The organism is Hominimerdicola intestinalis (assembly GCF_054655215.1).
Map to the genome: position 1 here is coordinate 49,318 of NZ_BAAHNZ010000008.1, position 25,998 is coordinate 75,315.

Consider the following 25,998-nt stretch of genomic DNA (forward strand, 5'->3'; position numbering starts at 1 on the left):
CCCTGGGGGTATACTAGCAGTATATCATAAATACTTTTTTCTGTCAAGTCAAGCTTTTGCAGAAATTAATTTTTTCTCGGATCACGTCTTATTACCCAAAGCTTTTATTTTACCACTTATACAATTCCCCTCCTTGCTTGGTTTAAGAACAAAAGGCAATAAAAAAAGCAAAGCCCGCATATAGCGGACTTTACTCTCTTATCATTAAGCTTTGATCAGCTTAAATTATTTCTTCTTTGTAGCAACTACAGCAGCGCCTGCAAGAAGTACGCCTACTGTTGCAAGAGCAGCAGCGCCTGTTGACGGGTTCTTGTCATTACCCTTGTTGTCATTCTTGGAAGATGTTGTAGAATCTGTCTTGGAAGCTGTTGAATCCTTATCCTTTGAGGAATCCTTTGAAGGCTCAGAGGATTCTGTAGGCTCAGGAAGCTCTTCAGGAAGACCGTTGATCGTAAATGTAACAGCGATCTCATCCTCAGCTACAAGTCCGCCTTCCTTAGGAGCAAGAGCAGCTACCTCAGCAGGAGCAGTAGTCTTTGTATCACCGTAAGTGTTGTAGATCTCAAGTCTCAGATTTCCGTTGCCTTCAATATCAGCATAAAGAAGATCCTCGTCATTGTAAGTGTAGATAGTTTCGCCGTCTACGATAAGTGAAACGTCGCTGAATGTAACGCCTGCGTCCTTAACGAGCTGCATCTTATCAGCATTTGTTACATCCTTGCCGAGATCTGCAGTACCTACGCCGAGAGCGTCAGCCAATTCAAGAATATCTACGCACCAAACATTAACGCCGGCTGCAGGTGCAGGTGTAGCGCCTTCTGTACCGGCAACAACAGCATTTCCTTCAGCGTCATACCAAGTAGCAACCTGCTCAGCTGAAATGCTTACAGTATATGTGCCGTTACCTGTGATCTCAGCGTCAGTTCCCTTACCGATATCGGAACCGTCTTCCTTTTCAACGCCGTTAGGAAGCCAGTTGCCCCAGCCCCAGTTAGCGTCTGTAAACATCTCTACAGCTGTGTAAGTTGTAGCAGGTGCAGGTGCCTCAGAAGAACCGTCGCCCTCAGACTCTTCAACAGGTGTATATTCCATTCCTGTTGCATATACAGTTACCTTACCGGCAGCGCCTACCTGGAAATTACAGCCAAATCCGTTATCCCAGCCCTGTACAGCAGAATAGCCATCATGATCCTCAAAAGCCTTGAGCTCTGTAAGAGGTATCTCAAATGTAAATGAAGTTCCGTCAGCCTCAGCTGTATATGCATGATTAGAATCATCAGTTGTATCGCCTATACGGAAAATGGTAGAACCTGCTGCAACAGTTTCGCTTGCTTCAAGCTTTAATACAAGCTTAGCATTTGTTTCATCAGCTGCCTGATAGCCTTCCTTGCCATAATCGAGCTGGAGCCACAATCCGTCCCAAGCAGCCATGTCAGCTTCCTTTAGGCTTTCAACAAAAGCCTGGCTCCAAGTTGTTCCGCCGTTGCCGAAAACAGCGTCAGCAGGATAACCGGTCTCAGCCTCAGAATCGCTTCCGCCTTCACTGTAACCGCTTACAGTAATGTTATAGGTTACTGAAGTGATAGTTGTAGCCTCATCGCCTACATAGAACTTGATAGATGTTCCGCCGTCACCCTTGAATGAGCAGCCGTCGCCTGAGAATACAACGTCAGCCTGACCTGCCGGATTCCAGATATTAGGCAGACCGTTTCCTGTTTCATCAGCAGTATTTACAGCGGATCCTACAGTTACTGTGTAATCATTGTTAACAACAATGCTGTTTACTGTTGCTGTTACAGCCTTTTCATCTGCTCCTACCGCAAAGAATCCAAGATTTGTAAGACCGTCAGCAATAGAAAGATCTCCTACTGTAATAGAATAGTCACCGTCAGCTGTGATAGCTGTCGTGTTGCTGTACTCTGACCAGCCCACTGCCTGCAGCTGAACTTTCAGCGTTGAAGAATCAGCAGCCGAAGCGGTGATCATTGTCAGCATTGAAGCAGCCATAGCAGCAGCTGACATACCGGCCAAAATTCTGTTTAACTTCATTTTTAATTTCCTCCAATTTTAATTAGATTTCAATCTTATCGGCGCCGAAAACCTCTCAGGAAAACGGCATAAGCCAAATACCCTTACAGCTTCCCCGCCAACTGTTGTAATACAATTGTAACATAATAACGTTTTCATTGCAATGATACTTTTCACCAAACTTTCACATTATCTTTTAGTGCTTTTGAACAAATTATTCAAAATAAAACGGGGTCTGATTTTAACAGACCCCGCAATTTGCAGAATTATATTAACGATTTGTTACTTTCTCTTTACTGTAGCTACAGCTGCGCCTGCAAGAAGTACGCCGAGTCCGCCGAGAGCCGCCGCACCTGTGCTGGGGTTCTTATCCTTGCCCTTATCGGCAGCAGAAGACGCCGAAGCCTTTGAAGAGTCAGCCGCCGGATCAGAAGTATCGGTCTCTGCCTCGGAAGAATCGGTCTGTGACTCAGAGGAAACGTCCTGAGCTGAAGAAGTCTGCTCCTCGGAAGAAGCGTCCTCTGATGAAGATATCTGCTCTTCGGAAGAAGCGTCTGCTTCTGAGCTTTCCTCCGATGATGTATCTTCAGAAACGTTGAAGGTTACGGAATAAATATCATAAGAAGCTCCGCCGTACTCAACGAATCCGAAGGAGTACCAGTCTGTAACCTCGCCGCTTTCGTCAACAAGGCTGAGAGGGATCGTTATCTCAGATACCTCGGTTACTTCCTCTGCCCTAATTCCGGTCTGCTGCCAGCCTGCGCCTGCTGAATTAGCCATCCATGCTCCGTTTCCCCACTCTCCGTTTGCGTTGGTAGCTTTGTATTCGATCGTAACAGATTCTATCGAAGCCGGATCTATTTCTTCAGGTATAGCAAACTCGCTCTCTACCTTCTGAGTATCCGTAAGATTCTGTCCTACCATACCAGCCGAGCCTACAGCCCAGTGTCCGTTTATTGTACCGCTGACCTCGTCCCAGGTCGAAGTTATCTGAGCTATCGGCGTAAGGTCTGCACTTGCCATGAGAGCAAGTGCGCCTGCAAGCGCCGCTGCCGACATTGCCGCTGAAATTTTTGTGATCTTCATCTTTGCTGTCCTCCGTTAATGTCATAATTTATAAGCTCTTATATGAGCTTATTTTAATTATATCATTATTAATATTCATATTCAATTGGATATTTATACAAAGATAATTGTCGAAATCAGTATGTTTTTTACGGATAACGTTTACAGTTTCTGATAAAATGACAGCTTTAGAGAAGTTTTGAACTGCTCAAAACAATCTGCTTATATTCAGAAACAAAAATTAAAGTTAAAAAAGACAGGAGTCTTCCGCCGCCTTTCAAGCGCCGAATACTCCTGCCTTAAATTTAAAGGAACACAGTCCTGTATTACATTTGTTTGTCAGTAGCTGCTGAGATTCAGTATGACCGGAAGAATATATACTATCCCGGCTGCTGCGATAAGCGCAAACAGGACAACGCTCTGAACGTTTTTCTCCGTCCTTTCGCCGAGTTTGATCTTCTTTCCGAAGATTATATAAAGCGCAAACAGCGCCGCTCCAGCCATAGAAATCGTAAGTCCGGGATAAAATCCCTTAGGAACAAAGCTTATTTCTATTTCATTTTTTCCGTCCTGAAGCTTAAAGCATATAAAGTCCGAAATAGCCTTGCTGTATTCCGTCCTTTCGCCGTTTACCCGAACGATAAAACCCTCCTCGTAAGGAACTGAAACTACGCAGGTCTTTTCTCCCGATACCTCACAGCTTGCTTTGAGCTTTCCTCCCTCGGCGGTAAAGCCTGCGCTTTCGGTATTTTCAACGGTACTCTCAAGCTTGTCCAGATCAAGACCGAAAACCCCCAGCGAATAGCAGTTTACAGCCTTTTTGCAGCTCAATACGACCTCTACCTGCTGGTTCTCGAACTCGCCCAGCTTTATGACCCCGTTATCTGTCGTAGTAGGATAATCCCCCGTAACCGAAATTCCGTTTACGGTTATTGAAAAGCTGTTGAAGTATTCCTCCGTCAGATCGTTTGAAAGTCTGTCGAAGCAGTCTGCATAGACCGACTGTCTGCCCTTTACGTCAAACTTATACTTGATTTTAGCGCCCTGTCCTGCAATATAGCGTTTGTTTACCTTTTTTATACCGTTAGACGAAGCGTCGAATTGATACTCCGAAATAAGCTCTCCCTGATTCGGGAACAGCTTTTCAAATACATACTCCTGTACCTCGGCTCTGGTAAGATCTGAAGGTATCTCCTCCGCTTCCGAAAGCTCGGCTTCGGTTACCATTCCAAGTCCTATCGAATACGGGATCCTGACGATCGAGTATGCTCCGTTTGAATACATCGAATCGTCAGCTCTGCCTCTTACTATTCTGTAACCTGCGCTGTAAAGAGCGTCGGTAAGCTCTGTTCCTCCGCATGAGCCTACCTCCATCCATACCGTTGTATAGCCTAGTCTTTTCTGAGTAAACATATACTCACGGTCGGTAAGCGATGTATAATGGCTTAAAGACGGGTAGCCAAGCGCTCCAACCATATTGTAATCCATTATCTTTCCGTCGGTTACCGCTCTGTAAAAGCTGTCGTCATCTATCCTGTCCGCAAGATCGGTTATCTGCCTTACCGACTGTGTCTTTTGAGTATTCCTTGAAGCCGCCGAGGTCATGTATATTTTTACGTTTCCCGCCGACTCGACAGCTACCGCCGCACAGAGCACTGCAATAAATATCCTCCTGTTTATATATCCCCTGCGGTAGATAAAATATATAGCCCCGAAGCATATGAGCGATACTGCGAACAGCTCGGCATTGCCCTCGAAGGAAGCGTCGTTTCCCCAAAGGGACGAGGTATAATGGCTTAGAGCATCAAAATTGCCGTCTATAAACCTTGTTGAAAAATAATAATACAGTGCGATAAGGAATGCCGTTCCGACATAGCCTATAAACCGCTCTGTCGATGACACCCTTTTTAAAACTCCCTCATGTCCCCCAAGGAACTCCGAGCAGCATACAAGGCCGATAAATATCGTTATAAAGCCGTACCTTGCAGGAAAAGACATATAGTTTCCCGTATGCCACATTAGATTTATCGGCTCGATAAAAAAAGGTACCAGCAGCAGCGCAAACAATATAAGATATGTTCCCGTTCTTCGTGAGCGCTTTCCTCCGCAGACCGTATGATATCCGACAAGCATAAATATAAACGCCGAACAGAACAAAAGCGGAACTACCGTCTTATAGCTTGTTATAAAGTCGGAATTTGCTATAGTGCCTGTAACCGACTCTCCCCGTCCCGAGGAAAGGAACTGCATAAAGCAGGGCAGCCATACGACGGCTGAAAGCAGAGCAGCAATTACCGAGCCGGACACGAATTTTACGCATACCTTAGGCGTATTTTCACACCTTGCGTATCTGCACACATATACTGCGGTAAACAGAATAATAAAAACTACTGTCATATAACTGATATAATAGTTTACGATCATCATTGCGGTTACCGCTATTATATAAGGTATATTATTCTGCCTCTGAACAAGTATATTGAGCGAAAGCATAAGCAGAGGAAACAGATACATCATATCAAGCCAGATAAGATTCTGGTAAAACAGCATTCCGTAGCCGCAGAAAGCATAGATAAGGCTGAAAACTACAGCATAGCCCGGATCAAGCTCCTTTCTGCATACCCTGAAATAAACCGCCGAGGTAAACGCCGCCGTCATAAGCTTCAGCATAACGAGGATATTTACAAATGTAAACATATCCCCTTTGCTTACGAACTTTACAAGAAATGAAAAGGGACTTGCCAGAAAGAAGAAAAACACTCCGTAGAAATTCATTCCCCCTGCATTATTCAAATTAAGAAACAAGCTGGACTTTCCGTCAAGAACGTCCTTGAGATCCATAAGCAGCGGTACGACCTGCTGATTCATATCGCACCACGAAACCGAGCCGTCTCCGAACGGATACATTCCGCAGGCTTTAAATACTATCAGCATTATTGCGGCAACTCCGACCGGAGGAACGACAAACGGGATAAGCTTTTTGAGTTTTTCCATACTGAACTTCGCTTTCATACAAAAGCGTTTCTCCTTTCGATTTTACGGATATTATAAGTAAATATCCTTTTCTTTTGTTTTTATATCTGCAACAAAGTCCATTATACCTCTTAATAGTAATAAAGTCAATAAAATATACAAAAATCCCACACAAATTAATTTTGCCGAAATAATGGATTTGAGCCGTCTTTTCCACGCCGTAAAACATAGATAAACCACAAGCTTCATATTATTCCCGCTGAAATTATGAATGCCGTATGACCTGACAGGATCAGTACGCTCTTGTTCCCTGTATATGGATAAACCTTGCCCTGTCGTAAATATAACTGCTGAGCGGCCGGTCATAAGCGTCGAAGCTATGAGCCGCAACGTAAATGCGCCCGTTCCTTACCGACGTAATTACAGGCGAATGATAGAAGCTTCCTTCTGAATTTCCAAGCTGAACTATATCCCCCGGCTCAGCCTCGCTTTCGTCTGCTTCTGAGCCGTAAGGCCCTTCCCCCTTATTTGACGTAAGAAAATTATAGAAATACTCTACCCCCGTCCATGCTGGCGCTCTGTCGTCAGCCGAATAATAATACCAGCCGAAGGTTTTCGTATGATTCATTACTCCGCTGCCCGCATAAACGCACTGCGATGCGAAATTTGTACAGTCCCCTCCCAGCTTTTCAAAGTCAAGGTATTTGGGATTCCTTTTAAAAGCCCATTCTCGGGCATAGCCTACCGCCTTTTCACGGTCATATCCAAACTCTCTCATTGCTTCTCCTCCCGTTTATTTTTCATAATACTGAGCGGCCGAAGCCGCCTCAATGCATTATATGCGAAAGCTTCTTTCTCCGATAAAGCAGGAAAGCGTCTAGGTATTGCCGTCAGGATAACAGGTTACCGTTGTTAATATCCTCATATCCCGTATATTTATTTCCACACGTCCTATTGAGTAAGTTCCGAAAGCGCAGACTCCCGAGGTCAGCGACGCCTTGTCGTAAAGCTCTTCACCGTTAAAGCCTATATAGGTAAGAAAGACCTGATTGCCTGCTCTCTGTGAATATTTTACCTTTGCAGTAAGTCCGGCAACGGGAGAGCTTAGCCACTGTCGGTCCAGTGCGTAATATTTTGTCCTTACTATATTTACCGATGAAGCTGAGGCGTTTTTATATGAATGGGTATAGTTTCCGTCCGCATCAGCCATATAAGCCTCTGAAATAAGTTTCCGCCTGTCGGTAAGCTTTCCGCAGCTTACTATCGGAGCGTCGTTATAGCTGATTTGCTTTTCCGATACCGGAGTTACTCTTACCGTATTTGTTTGGTAAATATAGGGGAAAATGCTGTACGCCTTATAGCCGTAAGCGGTTATTGCGTCCCATATAGTAGACTTTTCCTTGACGTAAACATAATTAACAGTTAAAGTTCCCCCCTGATAAACCACATTCGGGATCGTTTTGTTCATTTCCGCCAAAGAGGCAAGATTAACGTTGTAATTCATTCTCGGAACAGGCTCGTTCTGCCCCAGCATAGCCGTATAGCCCTTTGAAGAAAACTTATACTTCCATCTTCCTCCTGTGCGTTTTCTTTCAAGCCTGTCCAAAGGCCCTTTATGTATCGTTTTCCCGTTTACGCAGCAGGTGATCTCATAAAAAGAAATAAAATCTCCGTCTGACAGAAAGCTTCCCGAAACGCTGGTAAAGGGAATATATCTGTCTTTTTCAAAGTGAAGATCAACAACATTTCGGCAGGTCACCGTACTAGGACCTGTCAATATAAAATAGCATGACTGTGCCGTAATACCGCCTCCTATAGCTTCTTCAGCTGAAGAACGCATTCTCCTGCAAGACAGCCGTCGGAGAACCTGAGATTTCCCTTCGTAAGGGCAAGCCGGGAATACTCGGTTCCGTCTATTACCGCCGATCCTATCTCACTGCCTGAATACTGAGAAATAAGCTCTCTGAAATAATCCCTGTCGCAGGGCAGTACCTTTCCTCTGAGCGTTATTGTAAAAGGCTCTCCTCCGGCTGTTCTTCTGTCGCATTCACCTGTTATAAGCATTACCTCCGAGATCCTTGTTCCGCCTGAAAATATTGCCTCGCTTATAAAAAAAGCGTTTCCGTCAAGAGCCGCCCTTATGTTTTCCCTGCTTATGACCTGAGTCTGCATTTTTCTCCGCCTCCTGAAATTTCTTTACTCTTCATTTATCATCACCAGAATTTTTACTGACGCATTTACCGCAATTTCCAGCCTTCCCAGAACGCTTTCCCGATGTACGGGTGACCGTTCAAGCTTTGTTATTACCGCCCCGGAATTAAGACCCAGCGACTGCATAAATGCGTCCGCCATGCTTTCCAGATTCTCATTATCGCTGTAGCCGCACCGCTTTCCGAGCAGACGCAGCGAAAGAGAAAACTCCGCCTCCGTTCCCCATGAGCTACCGTCTGCCGCCATTATTTTCGGTGAATACACGGCTCCGCTTACTCCGCATAAGCAGAAGCTTTCCTTTGAACGCTGAGTAAGGCGAATATCCGAGATCCCGGGCACATAAACAAAGCTTCCTGCGGTACAGGCCTGCCTGATAATTTCTTTAAGACCGCTGTACATTTTTATCCCTCCGTTCCCGAAAATACAAAGCCGTCGTCACGTATCAACCCTGCCAGAGCCGCAAATGCGCTGCTTTTCAGCTCTGCCGCAGCTCTCAGGCAGGCCTCGGAGCCAGTTTCTCCGTAAGCCGCTCCGTTTTCCGAAAGCATTACTTTCAGCTTCATGGAGCTTTCCAAAACATAATCGTAGACCGCAGCTGCACAGGCTGCATATTCGCACCTTGCCGCCGAAGCTTCGTCAAGCTCCGTACACAGCCTTTCTTCTATAAAGCCTATTTCCGCTTGAATAAGATCCTCATACTCAAAATCCTCCGTATCCATTCCGGTGATCCTGAGAAACAGCGCTTTTACGTTATCATTGCTTATCTTGACCATTTTTCACTCTCCTTAAGGTTTTCATTTATGCCGTAAGAGCCGGGCAGACATAAGCTCCGTCCGCCCTGACCCTCGGCATACCGTTATTTAGCGGCGTTAAGTACCTTTACCGCTCCGTCGGTAAGCTTTGAAAAGCCTACGGCTACCGAACAGGCGATCTCGTCGCACTGAGTCGTTATAAGCTTGTCGAAATCAACTGTAACGTCTGTTCCGAAAACCATTTCGGCGGCGCAGGAGCTGTCTATTCCTATAGCTTTTTTGCTGTCAAGGGACGAGCATTTTACCAGCGTTACTCCGTATGGGGTCTTTACCCTTCCTCCTGACATATAGTCGGAAACACAGAACTTCATCTCCTCAAGCGCAAGAATTTCCGCCATAAGCGCCGGACTGCACACCATTGCCGTCATATCGTTTTCACCCATCGAAGCCCAGAACTGAGCAAGATCGGCGTAGGTAACGGAGCTTCCTGCAATAGAAGCTGCCGTAACGCCGCTTGAAAGCTCGGTCACCGCAAGCTTGTTCACAGCTCTTGATATCTGAGCGCCCAGACTTTTGAGTATTACGCCGAAGGCTTCAAGACGCTGCTTTCTTATAGCTTCATAGGAGCAGGAAAGCTTTCTTGCAAACTTTGTGAGAGTTTTTGCCGAGGAAGCCAGCCTTACTGAGGAGGATGGCATTTCTCCGCCCTGAGCCACTCCTGCGTCAGTTCCGCTTTTTGTTACCGTAAGACCTCGGAAATCCATTCCGTCGGTATAGGAGACCGCCGCTATAATATCGGAAAGTATCGACGCTTCCTCCATTCCCTGCTTTACAGCTCTGCGGACGTATTCGGGGAAAAGCACGGCGGATTCGGTAGAAGCGAAAAATTTCTCCACCCTGTCTGAGCCTGCGCCCGAAACTTTTATGTCAAAACGCTTCAGCTGTCTTTCAAAAGCGTCCAGTCCGGCAAGCTTCGTATCCGCATAATTCTCGTCTGGATCAAGCTGCTCCAACGCCTGAGTAAAGCTTTTGCCTGTTATCGAATAAAGTCCCTTTTCAAGTTTGATCGTATCGTACATAAATCATTTCTCCTTTTTATTAAGTTTAAAATTATTGTTATCTCCGCTTTTTTCAGCGGTTTTGTGAATATCAAGCTGAAAGGCGCTTTCCTCAGTAACGCACCTCTGCTTCAGCGTTTCGTACATTTTTTCAAGCTCCGCAAAGCTCATTCTTTCGGTAAGCGCCTTTACCGTTTCAACTGCGGCGGGAGGACGGCAGAGAAAGCTCAGCGACATAATTTCACGTTTCAGTATTCCGCAGGCTCTAGCATTGAGCTCCTCCTGCTTTTCAAGGCGGTCTTTAAGCGCTTTCAGACTAGCTTCTTCAGCTTTACTGCCGTAGGTCTTTGTTACTCCTGCGTTTTTCTGCGCAGGAACCGCTACGAACGACCACTCGTATGCGTCGTCAGGCTCGTCAAGGATAACGCTGCAAAGCTTTCCGTCATAGTATTTTCCCTTGATATGCCCGCACTGCTCCTCTCTCAGATCTGTTCCGCATACCGAGCAGAGCTTCCTTTTTACCGAACAGCCTACTGAAACCTCCTTTTTTATTCCTCCCTCTATTTCGGCAATAAGATCCTTTGACTTCTCAGTCCTTATCATATACGCCTTGGCGACAAGGCAGCTATAAGGCTCTCCCGCCTTGGTAAGCCTGTTCTGTTCGGCTTTTACCTCGCAGTCGAATATCCTTGCCGTCTGGTTTTCCCCCTTAGGATCATGATCGAATATTCCGGTCTTTCCTACAAAAAGTTCCGAAAGCCTCTGCAGAGCGTCCGCCGAAAACCGCTCTCCGTCACGGTCTACCTCATTATCGCAGAGGATAACGGGAAAGGTATATACGTCCTCAGCCTTTACCTCCGAACGGGTAAATCTGTTAAGCTTTTCAAGCAGCGCTTCGTCAAGCGCAAAGTCGTTTTCCATTTTGTTCTCCTTTCATTTCTTAGTTTTTTGTTACTGTATTACAGTAACAGTCATTGTTTATAACGTTTTTTGAGTAACCTCCCTCCGAAAATATCAGCAGGCATAGAGCTTTCTTTTGCCGCGGCAGTAAAGTTACCGTCTGCACTAGGACTGAGCTGCCTGAGCCAGAGCGTTATAGTAGTTGGCTTTGGCAAGCTCGGCTTCGTCCTGAAGATTTATGTTCTCCCATTCTATCGAGCAGCCGCAGGAAAAGCCGCTCAGCCTCAGGAAGGCCTGCGCCGCTTTCAGCAGTATAGGCGTAAGCAGACGGCGGTAGTATTCAAGCTCGCTAGTAAGAATATCCGCCTGCTGTGAGGACATACGCTCGGTAGTAGACCAGTTAAGCCCCAGCAGGAAGGGCGGTATCGACAGCTTGCAGATTATCTGCTCCAGAAGCTGGCGTACAGGTATTTCTGTGTCGATTATCTGGCTGTCCGCTCCGATCACCTTTATCTGTACGTCGCCTACCGCAACAAAGTCCTTGATAACACCGTTACCGGCGCTGCTCATTCCGTCAGACCACTCCTTGGCTATCTCCATTGCCCTGTCCTTTGCAAAAGCTTTGTCAGCCGGATCGTCGGAGGGCTTGTAGGTAACAGCGTAGCGCACGTTTCCCGCACGGTCGAAATTCTGACCTATACAGCGGTATATCTTCATAAGCGCCTCGCTAAGCGCAGGAGTTCCCCTAAGTATAGATACGCCCTCAGGGTGCTTTACCGACGGATTAAGGGTAGAGTACAGCAAAAGCTCGGGTGCGGAAAGCTTTACCTCGCTGCCGGAAACATTCTCTATTATCTTCATTTCAAGGGGAGTTTTTCCCCTTCGTACGCTGAACATTACCGGATCGGCTATGTAAAGACCGTTTATTTTCCTGCGCTTGCGGTCTAACGATATTTCTCCCAGCGCCTTTCCGTAGGTAAGCAGGGTATCAAGCCAGATGTCCGCAAAGCAGCTGAGTGAACAGCCGGAGATCCCTGCCGGAACGTTCATTGCAAAAGCGTCCATAAGCTTCTGCGCTCTCTTATCGCCGCACACTACCCTGAAATCATTGCAAAGCCTGATTATTTTTCCTATACAGGCATCAAGCACAGGGACTTCGGCTCTGAGGGTTTCGTAAAATTGAGTTTCAAAGCCGTTCCACGACGGTGAAAGCCTGAAAACCTCCCGCTGAGCCGAGCAGGATATCCTGGCGTTTTCAGCGGCTTCTTTTTTTCTGAATAAGTTCAATTCTGAGTCTTTCCTTTCTTTTGTGTCTTTTACTGCTACCTGCGCCTGTCAAGGGACATAACGCAGAACGGATCGGCTGTATCCCTTAAAAAGCGGGTCACGAAATAGCGGATATCGTCCATTGCGTGATCATTCTCCTTGACAGGGGCGTCGCATACTGTGCTTTTGTCCCAGCGGTAAAGGGAAAATTCCCGTACAGCGTCGGCGCAGGAGGAGTGTATCTTCAGCTTTCCGCAGCTCAGAGCGTCGTTTACTCTCCTTATTCCCGAAAGCACGTCGTTTGCCGCAGGTGCAACGGGGAATCGTCCGTGACGGCGTATACACTCGATAAACGAAGCCGCAGACGGGTCGCAGACCACAAGTTCTATTGTTCTTCCGGCGCAGAGCCTTTCTAGCGCGGCGTAATGCTCCTCGTCGGTACGCTGTCTGCCCTCTTTTCTGGAATCGTAGTAATACTCGCTTATACGGTACCAGACACCTCCGCTTTCTCCCCATAGTCCGAAGCTGGAGGGATTTACCGTTCCGTAGTCGCAGCTTACGGCAAAGCGGGAAAAGCTTTCGGGCAGAGTATTTACAACATGAAGCTTAGGGTCGAAAGCCGAGTAAACGCAGCCCGATACGTCAGTCCAGCTACCCAGCACAAAGCGCTGATAAAATGCTCCTGTAAACAGCGTCCGGTATCTTCTGATTATCGCCGGAGTAAGAGAGGGGTTGTCCTCCAGAGCGAAATGAAGATAGATAAGATTTTTTGAAGCCGCCTTGTCTATCCAGTCCTTTTTGAACCAGTGATACCTGTTCTCGGGGTTGCAGTTGAACCATAGCTTTGAGCCGGCTACCGAGCATCTTGCAACCGCCTGTTCCACAAAGCTTCTGGGCATAAGCACCGCTTCGTCCATAAGTATTCCGCTGAGAGTAATTCCCTGAATAAGCGAAGCCGAGCTTTCGTCCCTGCCGCCGAAAAGGTAAAAGCGGTTTTCCGCTCTCCCGAGCCTTATGTCAATATAGTTGCCTGAACGGTTCTCTTTTACCTCCATGCTCCATTCGGGTGCATTTTTCATAAGCGGCGCTATCAGATTTCTTCTTACGGAGGTTATCGTCTTTCCGCAGATACCAAACGCCGCATTATTGAAGTTCATTGACGCCCACATTGCAAAGGAAAGCGACATACATAGGGTTTTTCCCGACCTTACCGCCCCGTCGCAGATTATTCCATCCTTTTCACGGGTGCTTTTGTTCTTCCACCAGTTAAGCACCATTTTCTGCTTTGAGGAAAAATCCTGCCAGCCTATCCTGCCGTTTGTTTTAATCATCTCCGTCCCCCTCGAGAGGAGTGTCGCTCATAATTTCTCCGCAGTCTGTTCCGTATACCGCTTCTACCAGATTTTTCGCCTTTTCATCACTTTTCAGACGAGCGTCAAGCTCCTCAAGCTTTTCAAGCGCTTTTTGACGGTCGAAAAATTTGATCTCAACTCCTCCGCCCTTGACCCTTTTTATTTCCGATACGTTAAATAGATCGGATTCGGCAAGCATATGAGGAGTTATCTCTTCCGCAAACACAAGCGCCGCCGCATCATTTACCCTTCCGTAGGCAAGCCGCTCCAATCCTGCCCTTACCTCGCAGCGCTCCTTATCCCTCAGCTTGTCCGCCGCTTCAAGCTGACGTCGGCAGCGCCTGTCAAACAGCAGCCTCGCTCCCTCAAGCTTCGCTCTGAGAGGACTTATCCCCGCAGCTATCGCCGCCTCCGCCGCATTTCTTGTCCGTGAAAAGAACAAAGCGAAATCCTTAGTGTCAATAGGCTTCATAATCGTTCACCGCTTTTTTCGTAGTAGTTGTCATTGCAATCATCCTTTCTTGTCTATAGTTTTTTTGTGTGCCGAGCCAAGGAGCAGGGGGATAGGTTTACGGAGGGGAAAAACGGCAGCACAGAAGCAGTAAAGTTACCGTCCGTACTTTCGAGCGACGTCAGGAGCGACTGCGCGAATTGCGCCGTCCGCGCTAGGACTTGACTGATTTCTCTTGGCAACCATTTTTCTTTTGCCGCGGCATAAAAGTTACCGTCCGCACTTTCGAGCGACGTAAGGAGCGATCATGCGAATTGCGCCGTCCGCGCCAGGACCGCCGTCTGCGATAGGACCCCCTCACTAATAGGCGAAAATGGGGCAAAAGTTGCACGCAAATGTGCAACTATGAACGAAAAAGTTTTTAATTAAAACAAAATTTGTAATTTCCTACAGTTTCAACATGGTCAATTTTAGCAGTTTGACGAAAGAAATTGCATTTAATATGAATTTGTTAGTTTTGGCAAAAAATAAAAAACGGGCGAAAAAATCGTCCGTTTTTAACCTGATATTCTTTTTGATTTGCAAATCGGAGAATAATTCTCTCCTCTTAAAGATATGAAAAACCAGTCAGCTGCTCTCTTTTGCCGCGGCAGTAAAGTTACCGTCCGCACTTTCGAGCAACGTCAGGAGCGACTGCGCGAATTGCGCCGTCCGCGATAGGACCGACGTCTGCGCCAAGACTTTGGCGATTACTATCTTTTGCCGCAGCATAAAAGTTACCGTCCTCATCTTCGAGCGACATTTGGAGCGATTATGCGAATTGCGCCGTCTGCGCTAAGACCGACGTCTGCGCCAAGACCGCACGGAAGGTTATGCCGCCGTTTTTGTATTCGGCTGAGATCTTTCCTTTGTGAGCTTCGCAGATAGCTTTGGCAATTGAAAGGCCTATACCGTAGCCTCCCGTATCTCGTGAACGGGAGGAATCGGCTCTGTAAAAGCGGTCGAAAAGCCTTGAAGGCTCGCACTCCGGTTCAGCCGAGCAGGGATTGTAAACGCTCAATTCAATAAGCTTGTGAGCTTTTTTGAGAGAAAGCTTTATCTCGCCGCCGTCATCTGCGTATTTCACCGCATTGTCAAGAAGTATCGAAACCAGCTGACGTATCATTCCCTCATCTCCGAAATATTCGATCTCGTTTTCAATATCGACAGACAGAGTCTTTCCGCCGGAGGAAGCAAGAGTCTTGAACGGAGAAGCCGCATCGTATACAGCGTCGCTTATGTTGAATTTTTCAAATACAGTCTTTATTTCCTCGTCAGTTCTTGAAAGAGTAAGCAGATTTTTTATAAGCTCGCCCAGCCTTGCTGTCTGATTCTTAATACTGTCAGTCCATTCGGAGCTTCCGCAGGTAAGTTCTAATACCTCGGCATTTGCTGAGATTATCGACAAAGGGGTTTTTATCTCATGACCTGCGTCGGTTATGAACTGCTTCTGCTTTTCCATGCTTTCAATTACAGGACGGATCGCTCTTTTTGAAAAAACTGCGACAAGAACGCTTACTACTGCAAGTCCGGCAATTCCTATAGCCAGCGACACCGACAAAAACTGATACCTTGTTTCAAGCTGGCTGCGGCAGTCAACGAATACCAGAAGCTTTCCGTCCGAGCTTTCCGAAACGGCGTATTTGTAATTTCCGCACCAGCCCCTTTCGGCTTCCCTGTCAAGGGCTTCTTCGGCATATTCGGCCGCTTCGCCGGAGGTTACGGCTGCAATATGAGAGGTATCTATCGAAACTACACTTCCGCCGCCGTCTGTTCTTACCGTAAAGTAACGGGTTATATATTTTGTTTCGGGATCGAACCTTCCGTCAATGCCGCCGAACCGATCTCCTCCGGGCGGCTTATCGTGAATCCCCTTTACGTCGGGAAATTTTCCGTCGTTTTCTATTATCATATCAAGAAGATCATCCGATCTGGAATTGAGCTGACAGACATTGATAATATTTATTGCGCCTATTATCACAGTTTCAACCAGAAACAGCGACAAAACCGCTATCAGCACAAACTTTCTGCGCAGTCTTTTGATCATCAGACAACCTCCCCGTGATCAATAATTTACATAACCCTGTCAACCGGCAAGGGCTTCTATAACGATACGAAACACTATATTAAACCGCCTATAAGCCGAAGTTATTTTCTTCCTATCTGCTCCAGAGTATAGCCGACTCCTCTGGTCGCTTTTATCTCAACGTCTGCTTTTACCGATGCAAGCCTTTTACGGATATATGAAATATACACCCAGACTACGTTTATCTCCGCTTCGGAATCATATCCCCATATCCTGTCCATAAACTTTTCGGTGGATATGAGCATATTTGGGTTTGACATAAGCATTTCAAGCATTTGAAACTCCTTATTTCCCAGTCTGACCGAACCGCAGGGAGAGGACAGCTCAAAACTTCCGCGGTCAAGCGTTATATTTCCGATAGTTAATTTATTAGGTGCAAATTCGCTTTTTCTCCGTGTAAGCGCTCTGAGTCTTGCCAAAAGCTCGCCCATTGCAAACGGTTTTGTAAGGTAATCGTCCGCTCCGGAATCAAGTCCCAATATTTTATCGTCAAGCTCCGCTTTTGCCGTAAGCAGGAGGACAGGCGTATCTATCCCGCGGGAACGCAAAAGCTTCAAAACGTCTATCCCGTTCATTTTAGGCATCATTATATCGAGGATAATTCCGTCATAATTCTGTGTCATTGCATAATTCAGCGCGTCCTCTCCGTCGTAAACAGTATCTACCGAATAATGATCATGCTTCAGGATAGCGGCTATGGCATTTGAAAGCTCACGCTCGTCCTCGCAAAGCAGCAGGCGCATAATATCAACTCCTTTTTTTATTGATCATACCCCCTGTGCCTTAAACCTACTTTAAAGTCTCGGTCCTAGCGCAGACAGCGGTCCTAGCGCGGACAGCGGTCCTGGCGCGGACGGCGCAAATTCGCGTGATCGCTCCTGGCGTCGCTCGAAAGTGCGGACGGTAACTTTACTGCCGCGGCAAAAGAAAGCAATTGCCACAGCAGTCCTAGCGCAGACGGCGGTCTTAGCGCAGACGGCGCAAATTCGCGTGATCGCTCCTGATGTCGCTCGAAAGTGCGGACGGTAACTTTACTGCCGCGGCAAAAGAGAGTGATTGACAAAACGGTGCTGCGGCTATGGGAAGTTATTGTTGAGATCGGTAATTCTGATCAGGAATTATGCGGGGGGCATTATTTTCATGTCGTAATATAGTAAGACAAGTATATCACATAACTTGTGTAATTTCAACAAGCAGAGCATATTCCGCAATAAGAAAATTAACCTTTTTCCGATTCCGATGTACACGTTTTTACTGTTTTTAAAATAGGTTTATATGATTATTGACTTGCGTTAAACAGATTTAAAATTCTTACAGATATGCAGAAAACGATTTCTTTTCGGGCAATGCTTCAAACGGTTTTCAAAATATTAATAATTTGTGCAGTTGTACCTGAACTGCGCTGTAAAAACGGCTTAAAACTGTGATAATGACAGTGAAATATTTCTTCAGCCCCCTTGACTTTATTAGAGTATAAGTATATAATACCAATAGCCTTGAAAGAAAACAAGGTTTCATATTTTTATATATCATGAAGTAAAAGAAAATCATAGTGCATAAATATGCAATATGAAAGGAGGAGTTTTCATGTTTCAGCTTCAATGGCTGTGGCACAATTTGAAAGGCTACCGAAAGGTATACGTTACAGCGCTTATTCTGTCGCTTGTCTGCAATGTACTGTATCTTACCACTCCGTTTTTCAGCTCGGAGATAGTTGACAGATACATAACGGGGGAAAATGCGGTGGAGAATCTCACCGCCGACCGACGCGGATTTATAGTTCTGCTGGTATGCATGATAGGCTTTACGCTGCTCAGAACGGTATTTCAGTATACCTGCAACATGACCTATGAAATTTCATCTCAGGGAATGATCTACAGGATAAGGAATCATCTGTTTCACCGTATTCAGAATCAGGACATGGACTTTTATGACAAAAACCGCACCGGAGATCTTATGACGAGACTTACGGGAGATCTGGACATGGTACGTCATGCGGTTTCGTGGGTCTTTAAGGGAATAGTAGAATCGTTTTCGCTTTTTACGGCTTCAATGATCTACTTTTTCGTTATTGACTGGAAGATAGCGCTTATGCTGTTTTCTGTTACTCCCTTTATTTTTATAGTAATGCTTATGTTCAAGAAAGCGGCTAAGCCGGTTTATGTAGAACTTCGTGAAAAGCTTGCGAAGATGAATACCGACGCTCAGGAAAATATTTCGGGAAACCGTGTGGTAAAGGCTTTTGCAAGAGAGGAATTTGAAAAGGAAAAATTCCAGAGAGCCAATCTTGATTATTCCGTTTCAAACAAAAGAGCCTCGCTTCTCTGGCTGAAATTCTCGCCTTATATGGAGAGCTTTGCAAACGTGCTTTCGGTAGTTATGCTTCTCGGCGGAGGAATGTTCCTTATAAAAGGCTCGATAACAACGGGTGAATATATAGCCATTTCGGGGCTTATATGGGCTATTGCCAACCCTGTAAAGAATCTGGGAATATACGTCAACGACCTCCAGCGCTTTATGGCTTCTGCAATGAAAATAATCGAAATATACTACGCCCGTCCGAGGATAGCTGACAGAGAGGACGCTGTAGACTGCAGCGAAAGGCTCAAGGGTGAAATAGAATTCAGGAATGTTACCTTCAGATATGGTAAAAAGACAGTGCTTGACAATATTTCGTTTACCGTAAAGCCTGGCGAAACTGTAGCTATAATGGGCGAAACAGGCTCAGGAAAGACCACGCTTATAAATCTTATTCCCAGATTCTACGATGCAGCTGAGGGTGAGGTTCTTGTTGACGGGGTAAACGTACGGTTCAGGAAGCTTAAACAGCTGAGGCAGAACATTGGAATGGCTACTCAGGACGTACTGCTGTTTTCGGATACTATAGACGGCAATATCGCTTACGGCGACTCGTCAATGCCGGAGGAGGACGTAAAGAAATACGCCCGTCTTGCCGCCGCCGACGGCTTTATCTCAAAAATGCCGGAGGGCTACGAAACACTTGTGGGAGAACGAGGAGTAGGACTTTCCGGAGGACAGAAGCAGAGAATATCCCTTGCAAGGGCGCTTGCGGTAAAGCCTGCTGTACTTATTCTTGACGACACCACCTCGGCTGTAGACATGGAAACAGAAAAGCACATACAGGAAAGCCTTGAAAATCTTGATTTCAACTGTACAAAGCTCATAATAGCTCAGCGTATTTCCTCCACCAAGGACGCCGACAAGATAATTATTCTTGAGAACGGAAAAATTAAGGAAATGGGTACTCACGACGAGCTTTTAGCCAAGAAGGGTTACTATTACGAGGTATTTATGCTTCAGAACGAGGGATTCGGGAAGGAGGCGGTTTAAATGGCAAGAAACAGATATGACGTTGACGAGATTCTTGAAACGCCGTTTGACTTTCGGCATTTAAAGCGTTCTTTCAAATACATGAAGAAATACCGCAAAAAAATGATAACGGCGCTTATACTCAGCGTTTTCGCCGCTGTTTCGGGGCTTCTCGGCCCGCTTATAACTCAGTATGCGCTTGACAAAACCATTCCCGACAAAAACGTTCCCCAGCTGTTCCTGCTCGGAGGACTGCTTATACTTACGCTGGCGGTTTCGATAGCTTTTTCAAATATCCGTTCAAGGATCATGACGGTAGTCGGACAGGACATTATATTTGACATAAGGACAGATCTGTTTGCTCACCTGCAAAAGCTTCCCTTTCAGTATTACGACGACAGGCCTCACGGAAAGATACTTATAAGAGTAGTAAACTACGTCAACTCGGTTTCGGATATGCTTTCAAACGGAGTTATCAACGTTATTCTCGAATTTTTGAATATGCTTTTCATAATGATATTCATGTTTTTTGTTGACGTAAGGCTTTCGCTTGTGGTGCTTTCGGGACTCCCGCTGTTCGTACTGGTAATGATGGCGATCAAAAAGCGTCAGCGCAGGGCATGGCAGGACGTTTCAAACAAAAGCTCCAATCTCAACGCCTATTTGCAGGAAAGCATTACCGGCGCAAGAGTTACCCAGATATTCACCCGTGAGGAAGAAAACGAGGGTATCTTTGACCGTCTGTCCCAGCGCTACCGCAAAAGCTGGATGAGAGCCGTTACCTACTCTAACCTTGTCTGGCCCAGCGTTGACAATATTTCGACTCTGGTAAGGGCGGCTATATTTGCGGTAGGACTGCTGCTTTTAAGTCCCGCTACAGTTACTCTGGGAACTATAGCGGCTATGACGAGCTACGCCTCAAGCTTCTGGCAGCCTATTCTTAACCTTTCAAACCTATTCAACAACTTTATAAACAACGTTGCTTATCTTGAAAGGATATTTGAGACACTTGACGAGCCTGTTACGGTAGACGACAGGCCTGACGCTCATGAAATGAAAGCTATTGCAGGAAATATCAGCTTTGAGGACGTTACCTTTGCATACGAGGAGGACAAAAACGTACTTGAACACGTTTCCTTTGACGTAAAGGCAGGAGAAAGCATTGCTCTTGTAGGGCCTACCGGCGCAGGAAAATCGACTATAGTATCCCTGCTTTCACGGTTTTACAATCTCAACAGCGGCAGGATAACGATAGACGGAGAGGACATAAGCGAAGTAACTCTTCACTCTCTGCGCTCACAGATGGGAATAATGCTTCAGGACAGCTTTATTTTCAGCGGAACTATTCTTGACAACATACGCTACGGTAGGCTTGACGCTTCCGAAGATGAAATTATAAAAGCTTCAAAGACAGTATGCGCCGATGAATTTATAAAAGAAATGAGCGGCGGCTATATGACCGAGGTAAACGAGAGAGGCTCGTTGCTTTCCGGAGGACAGAAGCAGCTTATAGCCTTCGCAAGGACTCTGCTTTCAGATCCAAAGATACTGGTACTGGACGAAGCTACGTCATCTATCGACGCAAGGACGGAACGGCTCTTGCAGCAGGGTCTTTTACAGCTGTTAAAGGGCAGGACCTCGTTTATTATCGCTCACCGTCTCTCGACTATAAAGAACTGCGACAAGATAATGTACATAAACAACAAAGGCATCACCGAATGCGGCTCTCACGATGAGCTTATGGCAAAAAAAGGCGACTACTACCACCTCTACACCTCCCAGCTGTCCTAGGTCCTGGCGCGGACGGCGCAATTCGCGCAGTCGCTCCTGACGTCGCTCGTATGAGAGGACGGGGGATTTTGTGCTGCAGTTATGGGAATATGAGAATTGATAACTTTTTCAGGATCTTACAGTTTTACATCTCAGCTTATTCCTAGCCGGGCAGGCTTATGATTTTATTATAGCTTCAGAATGAATTTAACTATAAATTCGGGCATTATATATTTGCACAAGCCGAAAAGAAAGGATTTTAACATCAATGACAGAAAAGGAAAAAATGCTGGCGGGAATTCCTTACGACCCGTCGGACAAAGAGCTTACAGAGCTACGAGTAAGGGCGCACAAGCTTTCAAAGGATTACAGCGATACTTACGAAGATGAATTTGACAAGCGCAATGAAATTCTTGATATTCTTATGCCGAACCGAGGTAAGGAAACATTTTTACAGGGGCCTGTATTCTTCGACTACGGAGTTTTTACCGATGTAGGCGAAAACTTTTATGCAAACTTCAATTTTACCGTTCTCGACTGTTGCAGAGTCACAATAGGAGATAATGTATTCTGCGGTCCGAACGTAACCTTAGCTGCACCTATGCACTTTTTTGACGCTGAGGAAAGAAGAATGAGAACCCGTGCCGACGGAACTTCCTACGATATTGAATACGCCAGACCCATAACCATAGGAAACGACTGCTGGCTTGCAAGCAATGCCGTAGCCTGCGGCGGCGTTACGATAGGCGACGGCTGTATTATCGGAGCCGGAAGCGTTGTAACAAGGGATATTCCGCCTAATTCACTAGCAGCAGGAAATCCGTGCAGGGTAATAAGGAAGATAACCGAAAAGGATAAAATGAATTACTGAAAGCGAAAGCGTTTTAATACAGAAATTTAATATAACGAAACGGGCGGACACGGTTCTTCCCCTGCAATATTCCGCAGGGAAGAGCTGTGTTCGCCCGTTGTTTTTTTGTCTGCACGGTTTTCAAGCCTTGAAATGAGCTATAGATCTAATGCCGTTTCTGTCGTTCAGGATCCCTGACGCAGTATAGTTCCGCCGCCGAGAACGTAATCTCCGTTATAGAATACTACCGCCTGTCCTTTTGAAACCGCTCTGTGCGGAGAAGCAAAGACAACTTTTGCCGTTCCGTCATCAAGCGGATAAACAGTACAGGGCGCTTCAGTCTGATGATACCTTGTCTGAGCGGTGCATTCAAAGGGCTTATCCGGCTTATCAAAGGGAATAAAATTAAGATCTCCCGCTATTAGTGAACGGCAGGACAGCTTATCCTTCGTACCGAGAATAAGAGTATTTTCAGCAGTATTTTTACCTGTAACAAAAAGCGGCTCGCTGTAGGAAACGCCTATTCCCCTGCGCTGACCGACGGTATAGTGAATAAGACCCTTATGCTCTCCTAAAACTGTACCGTCGCTGAGAACAATTTTACCTCGCTTCTGTTCGCCGGTAATGCCGGTAATAAATTTTGCGTAATCGCCGTCAGGAATAAAGCAGATGTCCTGACTGTCAGGCTTTGAGGCGTTAACAAGTGAATTTTTAAGAGCTATCTGACGTATTTCCTCCTTGCTGCATTCACCTGCCGGAAAAAGCGTACGTTCAAGCTGATACTGAGTGAGTGAATAAAGCACATAGCTCTGATCTTTTGCAGCGTCCTTTGCCCGCTTTAAAAGCCAGCGCCCGCTTTTTTCGTCGTATTCCCTGCGCACATAATGTCCGGTAGCGATATGATCATACCCCAGAAGCTCCGCCCGCTCCAGAAACTTTCCGAATTTAAGATACCTGTTGCATTCTATGCAGGGATTGGGAGTTCCTCCGTTAATATATGTATTAACAAAATGATCTATGACCTTCTCTTTGAAATCCGCCGAAAAGTTGAACATATAAAATTCTATTCCCAGCTTATACGCCGCAAGCCGCGCGTCCTCAGCGTCCTTCAGAGAACAGCAGGTCTTATCCTCGTCAAGTCCTATATCTCCGTTTGAATACAATCTCATCATTGCTCCGGCGCACTCGTATCCCTTATCAAGCAGCAGTCTGACGGAAGCGGAGCTGTCTACTCCGCCGCTCATTGCGACGAGCACCTTTCTTATTTCATTACCGTTATGCATTTTAAGCTTCCCTCCCGTAATATTTACGCTCTGCCCGCAGGGGGCGGACAGGCGCATAATATCAGATCAATTGCAGCCGTGACATTCGCTGCAGCCCGGACATTTTCCTACGATAGGCTCAGGGTCTATCCCGTTTTTGCTGTAATAGTCGGCAATAGCCGCTTTCATAGCCTGCTCCGCAAGCACCGAGCAGTGAAGCTTTGCCGGCGGAAGTCCGTCAAGCGCCTCAACTACCGCTTTATTCGTAAGCTTTAACGCGTCCTCCACCTTTTTCCCCTTTATCATCTCGGTAGCTATAGATGAGGTAGCGACTGCCGCTCCGCAGCCGAAGGTCTTGAATTTAACGTCTGAAATGACCCCTCCGTCTACCTTGATGTACATTTTCATTATATCTCCGCACTTTGCGTTTCCTACCTCTCCGATACCGTCGGCGTTTTCAAGCTCTCCGACGTTTCTGGGGTTTGCAAAGTGATCCATTACCTTTTCGCTGTATATCATTTTAATTTATCCTTTCCTAAGATTCTATATTTTCCGTCCTGCATATTCTCTCCCATAGCGGAGACATTGCCCTCAGCCTTTTGACCGCTTCGGGTACTTTTTCGAGAATATAGTCTATATCCTCATCTGCGGTTTCTTCATTTATCGTCAGCCTTAGCGAGCCGTGAGCGGTTTCGTGCGGAAGTCCTATCGAAAGCAGAACATGAGAAGGATCAAGAGAACCGCTTGTACAAGCCGAGCCTGACGACGCCGCTATACCGTACATATCCAGCATAAGCAGCAGACTTTCTCCCTCAACTCCCCTGAATGAAATATTTACGTTTCCCGCAAGCCTGCGCTCCCTGTCGCCGTTGAGCCTTGTCTGAGGAATTTTAAGCAGTCCGTCTATAAGCCTGTCCCTCATTGCACGTATTTTCTCAGTTCTTTCTGGAATACTGCGGCTCGCTTCGGAAATTGCTTCGCCGAGGGAAACTATTGCCGGAACGTTTTCTGTGCCTGCTCTCCTGTTTCTCTCCTGAGCTCCGCCGTAAATAAGATTGGGAAGCGAAAGTCCTTTTCTTACATAAAGCGCCCCCACGCCTTTTAAAGCGTGAAGCTTATGACCCGAAAGCGAAAGCAGGTCAATATTCATTTTATTAACGTCTATCCCGATATTTCCTACAGCCTGAACAGCATCGGTATGAAAAACAACTCCCTTGCTGCGGCAGACCGCTCCTATCTCGGCTATCGGCATTACTGTTCCTATCTCGTTGTTTGCAAACATTACCGTTACAAGACAGGTATCCTCACGCAAAGCGTTTTCAACCTGCTGTGGAGTAACAAGTCCTCTTTCGTCAACCGGAAGATAGGTTACCTTAAAGCCCTGCTTTTCAAGATACTGACAGGTATGAAGCACGGCGTGATGCTCGACCACAGTAGTTACAATATGTTTTTTTCCCTTTTTAGCGCCGTTTTCAGCGCACCCTCTAATCGCCCAGTTATCCGCTTCAGAGCCGCCTCCGGTAAAATATATCTCGTTAACTGACGCTCCCAGCGCCTGAGCCGTCTGCTCCCTCGCCTTCAAAACCGCCTTAGCGGCGTTCATTCCGAGAGAATATATACTTGAAGCGTTTCCGAACTGCTCGGTAAAATAAGGCATAGCCGCCGAAAGCGCCTTATCCAAAACCCTTGTAGTTGCGGCGTTGTCGGCATATACAAATCTTTTTTCCATTTTATAATAATGTCAGGCTGAATGCCAGACATATCCTCCTTCCAAAAGCACTTTTCTGCCGCTGAGCATAAACGGCATAATATCTGCTTTTACGGTAATTATATCTTATACAACGGAATTTTGCAATACTTTTAAAGAAAAATTAACTATTTTCTCTATGAATAATAGGAATTAAAAGCAAAATAGCTCTTAAATCCTGAAAAATATCTAATCTCATATTCATATCAGTTCAATATGAATTATTTCTTCATTGACTGAGCCGCTTCTACCGCAAGCCTATCGCAGCGTTCGTTTTCAGAATGTCCGGCATGACCCTTGACCCATATGAACGTAACTCTGTGCTTATCGAGCAGAGCCAGAAGCCTTTCCCAGAGATCCGAATTAAGAGCCTTTTTCTTATCCCCCTTTATCCAGCCGTTAGACTGCCATTTTTTTGCCCAGCCCTTTGTAACAGCGTCGATAATATACTTTGAATCACTGTAAAGCTCGACCTCGCACGGCTCTTTCAATGCGGAAAGACCGGTAATTACAGCGGTAAGCTCCATACGGTTATTTGTAGTTTCACGTTCCCCTCCGGAAAGCTCCTTTACCGTTCCGTTGTATCTGAGAATAACCCCGTAGCCTCCAGGCCCAGGATTTCCCGAGCAGGCTCCGTCGGTAAAAATCTCAACCCTTTTCATTACGATCTCTTCCTTTCCTATTGTGCATGAATCGCTATTAATTATACCATGTATTTTAACATTTGACAAGTACAGATGCTGCCGATATACGGGAATCAGTTTTGCCGATCGGATATCCGACGGGATAAGAGATCGGCTGACAATATGCCGGACACGCATTTACTAAATCCAGATTTAAATTGCGGCAGGATATGTA

Annotated in this window: 22 protein-coding genes; 3 read left to right on the forward strand and 19 right to left on the reverse strand. The window is 46.1% G+C overall.

The window, feature by feature from the left end:
• Positions 1–225: 225 nt before the first annotated feature.
• The 15 genes from ACYQ0H_RS08280 to ACYQ0H_RS08350 all read right to left on the reverse strand — a co-directional run bounded on the left by ACYQ0H_RS08280 (position 226) and on the right by ACYQ0H_RS08350 (position 16,924).
• The gene (locus tag ACYQ0H_RS08280; RefSeq protein ID WP_459812378.1) at positions 226–2,049 is read right to left on the reverse strand and encodes an NPXTG-anchored protein; all 1,824 of its coding nucleotides are present in this window, start codon (positions 2,047–2,049) and stop codon (positions 226–228) included.
• Positions 2,050–2,310: 261 nt separating this feature from the next.
• On the reverse strand, positions 2,311–3,114 hold the full coding sequence (locus tag ACYQ0H_RS08285; protein WP_459812379.1) for a hypothetical protein: 804 nt from the start codon (positions 3,112–3,114) through the stop codon (positions 2,311–2,313).
• A gap of 318 nt (positions 3,115–3,432) precedes the next feature.
• Complete coding sequence (locus ACYQ0H_RS08290; RefSeq protein WP_459812380.1) at positions 3,433–6,105, reverse strand: YfhO family protein; 2,673 nt, start codon at positions 6,103–6,105, stop codon at positions 3,433–3,435.
• Between the two features lie 253 nt (positions 6,106–6,358).
• Entirely contained in the window at positions 6,359–6,844 is a 486-nt protein-coding gene (locus ACYQ0H_RS08295; protein ID WP_459812381.1) for an amidase domain-containing protein, read from the reverse strand.
• Positions 6,845–6,943: 99 nt separating this feature from the next.
• On the reverse strand, positions 6,944–7,906 hold the full coding sequence (locus tag ACYQ0H_RS08300) for a hypothetical protein (protein ID WP_459812382.1): 963 nt from the start codon (positions 7,904–7,906) through the stop codon (positions 6,944–6,946).
• Positions 7,879–8,238 carry a hypothetical protein gene (locus ACYQ0H_RS08305; RefSeq protein WP_459812383.1) on the reverse strand — a complete coding sequence of 120 codons (360 nt, stop codon included), beginning with the start codon at positions 8,236–8,238 and terminating at the stop codon, positions 7,879–7,881. The genes ACYQ0H_RS08300 and ACYQ0H_RS08305 overlap by 28 nt, the downstream gene beginning before the upstream one ends.
• A 24-nt stretch (positions 8,239–8,262) precedes the next feature.
• Positions 8,263–8,676: a hypothetical protein gene (locus tag ACYQ0H_RS08310; protein ID WP_459812384.1), complete on the reverse strand. Its 414-nt coding sequence runs from the start codon at positions 8,674–8,676 to the stop codon at positions 8,263–8,265.
• Between the two features lie 2 nt (positions 8,677–8,678).
• Positions 8,679–9,050, reverse strand: a complete 372-nt coding sequence (locus tag ACYQ0H_RS08315) for a hypothetical protein (protein WP_459812385.1) — start codon at positions 9,048–9,050, stop codon at positions 8,679–8,681.
• Between the two features lie 83 nt (positions 9,051–9,133).
• Positions 9,134–10,108: a phage major capsid protein gene (locus ACYQ0H_RS08320; RefSeq protein WP_459812386.1), complete on the reverse strand. Its 975-nt coding sequence runs from the start codon at positions 10,106–10,108 to the stop codon at positions 9,134–9,136.
• A gap of 3 nt (positions 10,109–10,111) precedes the next feature.
• On the reverse strand, positions 10,112–11,008 hold the full coding sequence (locus ACYQ0H_RS08325) for a hypothetical protein (RefSeq protein ID WP_459812387.1): 897 nt from the start codon (positions 11,006–11,008) through the stop codon (positions 10,112–10,114).
• Positions 11,009–11,152: 144 nt separating this feature from the next.
• A complete protein-coding gene (locus ACYQ0H_RS08330; protein WP_459812388.1) occupies positions 11,153–12,274 on the reverse strand; it encodes a phage portal family protein in 1,122 nt (373 codons plus the stop codon).
• Between the two features lie 35 nt (positions 12,275–12,309).
• A complete protein-coding gene (locus ACYQ0H_RS08335; RefSeq protein WP_459812389.1) occupies positions 12,310–13,584 on the reverse strand; it encodes a PBSX family phage terminase large subunit in 1,275 nt (424 codons plus the stop codon).
• The gene (locus ACYQ0H_RS08340; protein ID WP_459812390.1) at positions 13,577–14,077 is read right to left on the reverse strand and encodes a terminase small subunit; all 501 of its coding nucleotides are present in this window, start codon (positions 14,075–14,077) and stop codon (positions 13,577–13,579) included. The genes ACYQ0H_RS08335 and ACYQ0H_RS08340 overlap by 8 nt, the downstream gene beginning before the upstream one ends.
• Positions 14,078–14,867: 790 nt before the next feature.
• Positions 14,868–16,142, reverse strand: coding sequence for a sensor histidine kinase (locus tag ACYQ0H_RS08345; protein ID WP_459812391.1), 1,275 nt, complete (start codon positions 16,140–16,142; stop codon positions 14,868–14,870).
• A 101-nt stretch (positions 16,143–16,243) separates the two neighbouring features.
• A complete protein-coding gene (locus tag ACYQ0H_RS08350) occupies positions 16,244–16,924 on the reverse strand; it encodes a response regulator transcription factor (protein WP_459812392.1) in 681 nt (226 codons plus the stop codon).
• Between the two features lie 844 nt (positions 16,925–17,768).
• Here ACYQ0H_RS08350 and ACYQ0H_RS08355 point away from each other — a divergent pair.
• From ACYQ0H_RS08355 to ACYQ0H_RS08365, 3 genes are all read left to right on the forward strand, one after another.
• Positions 17,769–19,532 carry an ABC transporter ATP-binding protein gene (locus ACYQ0H_RS08355; RefSeq protein ID WP_459812393.1) on the forward strand — a complete coding sequence of 588 codons (1,764 nt, stop codon included), beginning with the start codon at positions 17,769–17,771 and terminating at the stop codon, positions 19,530–19,532.
• A complete protein-coding gene (locus ACYQ0H_RS08360; protein WP_459812394.1) occupies positions 19,533–21,302 on the forward strand; it encodes an ABC transporter ATP-binding protein in 1,770 nt (589 codons plus the stop codon).
• A gap of 247 nt (positions 21,303–21,549) precedes the next feature.
• A complete protein-coding gene (locus ACYQ0H_RS08365; RefSeq protein WP_459812395.1) occupies positions 21,550–22,152 on the forward strand; it encodes a sugar O-acetyltransferase in 603 nt (200 codons plus the stop codon).
• A 164-nt stretch (positions 22,153–22,316) separates the two neighbouring features.
• Here the strand turns inward: ACYQ0H_RS08365 and mnmA are convergent, their stop codons facing one another.
• The 4 genes from mnmA to rnhA form a co-directional block, all read right to left on the reverse strand.
• The gene (gene mnmA, locus ACYQ0H_RS08370; protein WP_459812396.1) at positions 22,317–23,414 is read right to left on the reverse strand and encodes a tRNA 2-thiouridine(34) synthase MnmA; all 1,098 of its coding nucleotides are present in this window, start codon (positions 23,412–23,414) and stop codon (positions 22,317–22,319) included.
• Between the two features lie 66 nt (positions 23,415–23,480).
• Entirely contained in the window at positions 23,481–23,912 is a 432-nt protein-coding gene (gene nifU / locus ACYQ0H_RS08375) for a Fe-S cluster assembly scaffold protein NifU (protein ID WP_459812397.1), read from the reverse strand.
• A gap of 16 nt (positions 23,913–23,928) precedes the next feature.
• Positions 23,929–25,122, reverse strand: coding sequence for a cysteine desulfurase NifS (nifS, locus tag ACYQ0H_RS08380; RefSeq protein ID WP_459812398.1), 1,194 nt, complete (start codon positions 25,120–25,122; stop codon positions 23,929–23,931).
• Between the two features lie 239 nt (positions 25,123–25,361).
• Positions 25,362–25,802, reverse strand: a complete 441-nt coding sequence (rnhA, locus tag ACYQ0H_RS08385) for a ribonuclease HI (protein WP_459812436.1) — start codon at positions 25,800–25,802, stop codon at positions 25,362–25,364.
• Positions 25,803–25,998: the final 196 nt, after the last annotated feature.

Bases quoted from the DNA above. Each gene is read 5' to 3' on its own strand.
- ACYQ0H_RS08345 (WP_459812391.1), bottom strand. From the start codon at position 16,142: ATGATCAAAAGACTGCGCAGAAAGTTTGTGCTGATAGCGGTTTTGTCG.
- ACYQ0H_RS08290 (WP_459812380.1), bottom strand. From the start codon at position 6,105: ATGAAAGCGAAGTTCAGTATGGAAAAACTCAAAAAGCTTATCCCGTTT.
- ACYQ0H_RS08335 (WP_459812389.1), bottom strand. From the start codon at position 13,584: ATGATTAAAACAAACGGCAGGATAGGCTGGCAGGATTTTTCCTCAAAG.
- nifS (WP_459812398.1), bottom strand. From the start codon at position 25,122: ATGGAAAAAAGATTTGTATATGCCGACAACGCCGCAACTACAAGGGTT.
- ACYQ0H_RS08320 (WP_459812386.1), bottom strand. From the start codon at position 10,108: ATGTACGATACGATCAAACTTGAAAAGGGACTTTATTCGATAACAGGC.
- nifU (WP_459812397.1), bottom strand. From the start codon at position 23,912: ATGATATACAGCGAAAAGGTAATGGATCACTTTGCAAACCCCAGAAAC.
- ACYQ0H_RS08360 (WP_459812394.1), top strand. From the start codon at position 19,533: ATGGCAAGAAACAGATATGACGTTGACGAGATTCTTGAAACGCCGTTT.
- ACYQ0H_RS08340 (WP_459812390.1), bottom strand. From the start codon at position 14,077: ATGAAGCCTATTGACACTAAGGATTTCGCTTTGTTCTTTTCACGGACA.
- mnmA (WP_459812396.1), bottom strand. From the start codon at position 23,414: ATGCATAACGGTAATGAAATAAGAAAGGTGCTCGTCGCAATGAGCGGC.
- rnhA (WP_459812436.1), bottom strand. From the start codon at position 25,802: ATGAAAAGGGTTGAGATTTTTACCGACGGAGCCTGCTCGGGAAATCCT.
- ACYQ0H_RS08315 (WP_459812385.1), bottom strand. From the start codon at position 9,050: ATGGTCAAGATAAGCAATGATAACGTAAAAGCGCTGTTTCTCAGGATC.
- ACYQ0H_RS08285 (WP_459812379.1), bottom strand. From the start codon at position 3,114: ATGAAGATCACAAAAATTTCAGCGGCAATGTCGGCAGCGGCGCTTGCA.
- ACYQ0H_RS08280 (WP_459812378.1), bottom strand. From the start codon at position 2,049: ATGAAGTTAAACAGAATTTTGGCCGGTATGTCAGCTGCTGCTATGGCT.
- ACYQ0H_RS08300 (WP_459812382.1), bottom strand. From the start codon at position 7,906: ATGCGTTCTTCAGCTGAAGAAGCTATAGGAGGCGGTATTACGGCACAG.
- ACYQ0H_RS08350 (WP_459812392.1), bottom strand. From the start codon at position 16,924: ATGCGCCTGCTGCTTTGCGAGGACGAGCGTGAGCTTTCAAATGCCATA.
- ACYQ0H_RS08310 (WP_459812384.1), bottom strand. From the start codon at position 8,676: ATGTACAGCGGTCTTAAAGAAATTATCAGGCAGGCCTGTACCGCAGGA.
- ACYQ0H_RS08365 (WP_459812395.1), top strand. From the start codon at position 21,550: ATGACAGAAAAGGAAAAAATGCTGGCGGGAATTCCTTACGACCCGTCG.
- ACYQ0H_RS08305 (WP_459812383.1), bottom strand. From the start codon at position 8,238: ATGCAGACTCAGGTCATAAGCAGGGAAAACATAAGGGCGGCTCTTGAC.
- ACYQ0H_RS08325 (WP_459812387.1), bottom strand. From the start codon at position 11,008: ATGGAAAACGACTTTGCGCTTGACGAAGCGCTGCTTGAAAAGCTTAAC.
- ACYQ0H_RS08355 (WP_459812393.1), top strand. From the start codon at position 17,769: ATGTTTCAGCTTCAATGGCTGTGGCACAATTTGAAAGGCTACCGAAAG.
- ACYQ0H_RS08295 (WP_459812381.1), bottom strand. From the start codon at position 6,844: ATGAGAGAGTTTGGATATGACCGTGAAAAGGCGGTAGGCTATGCCCGA.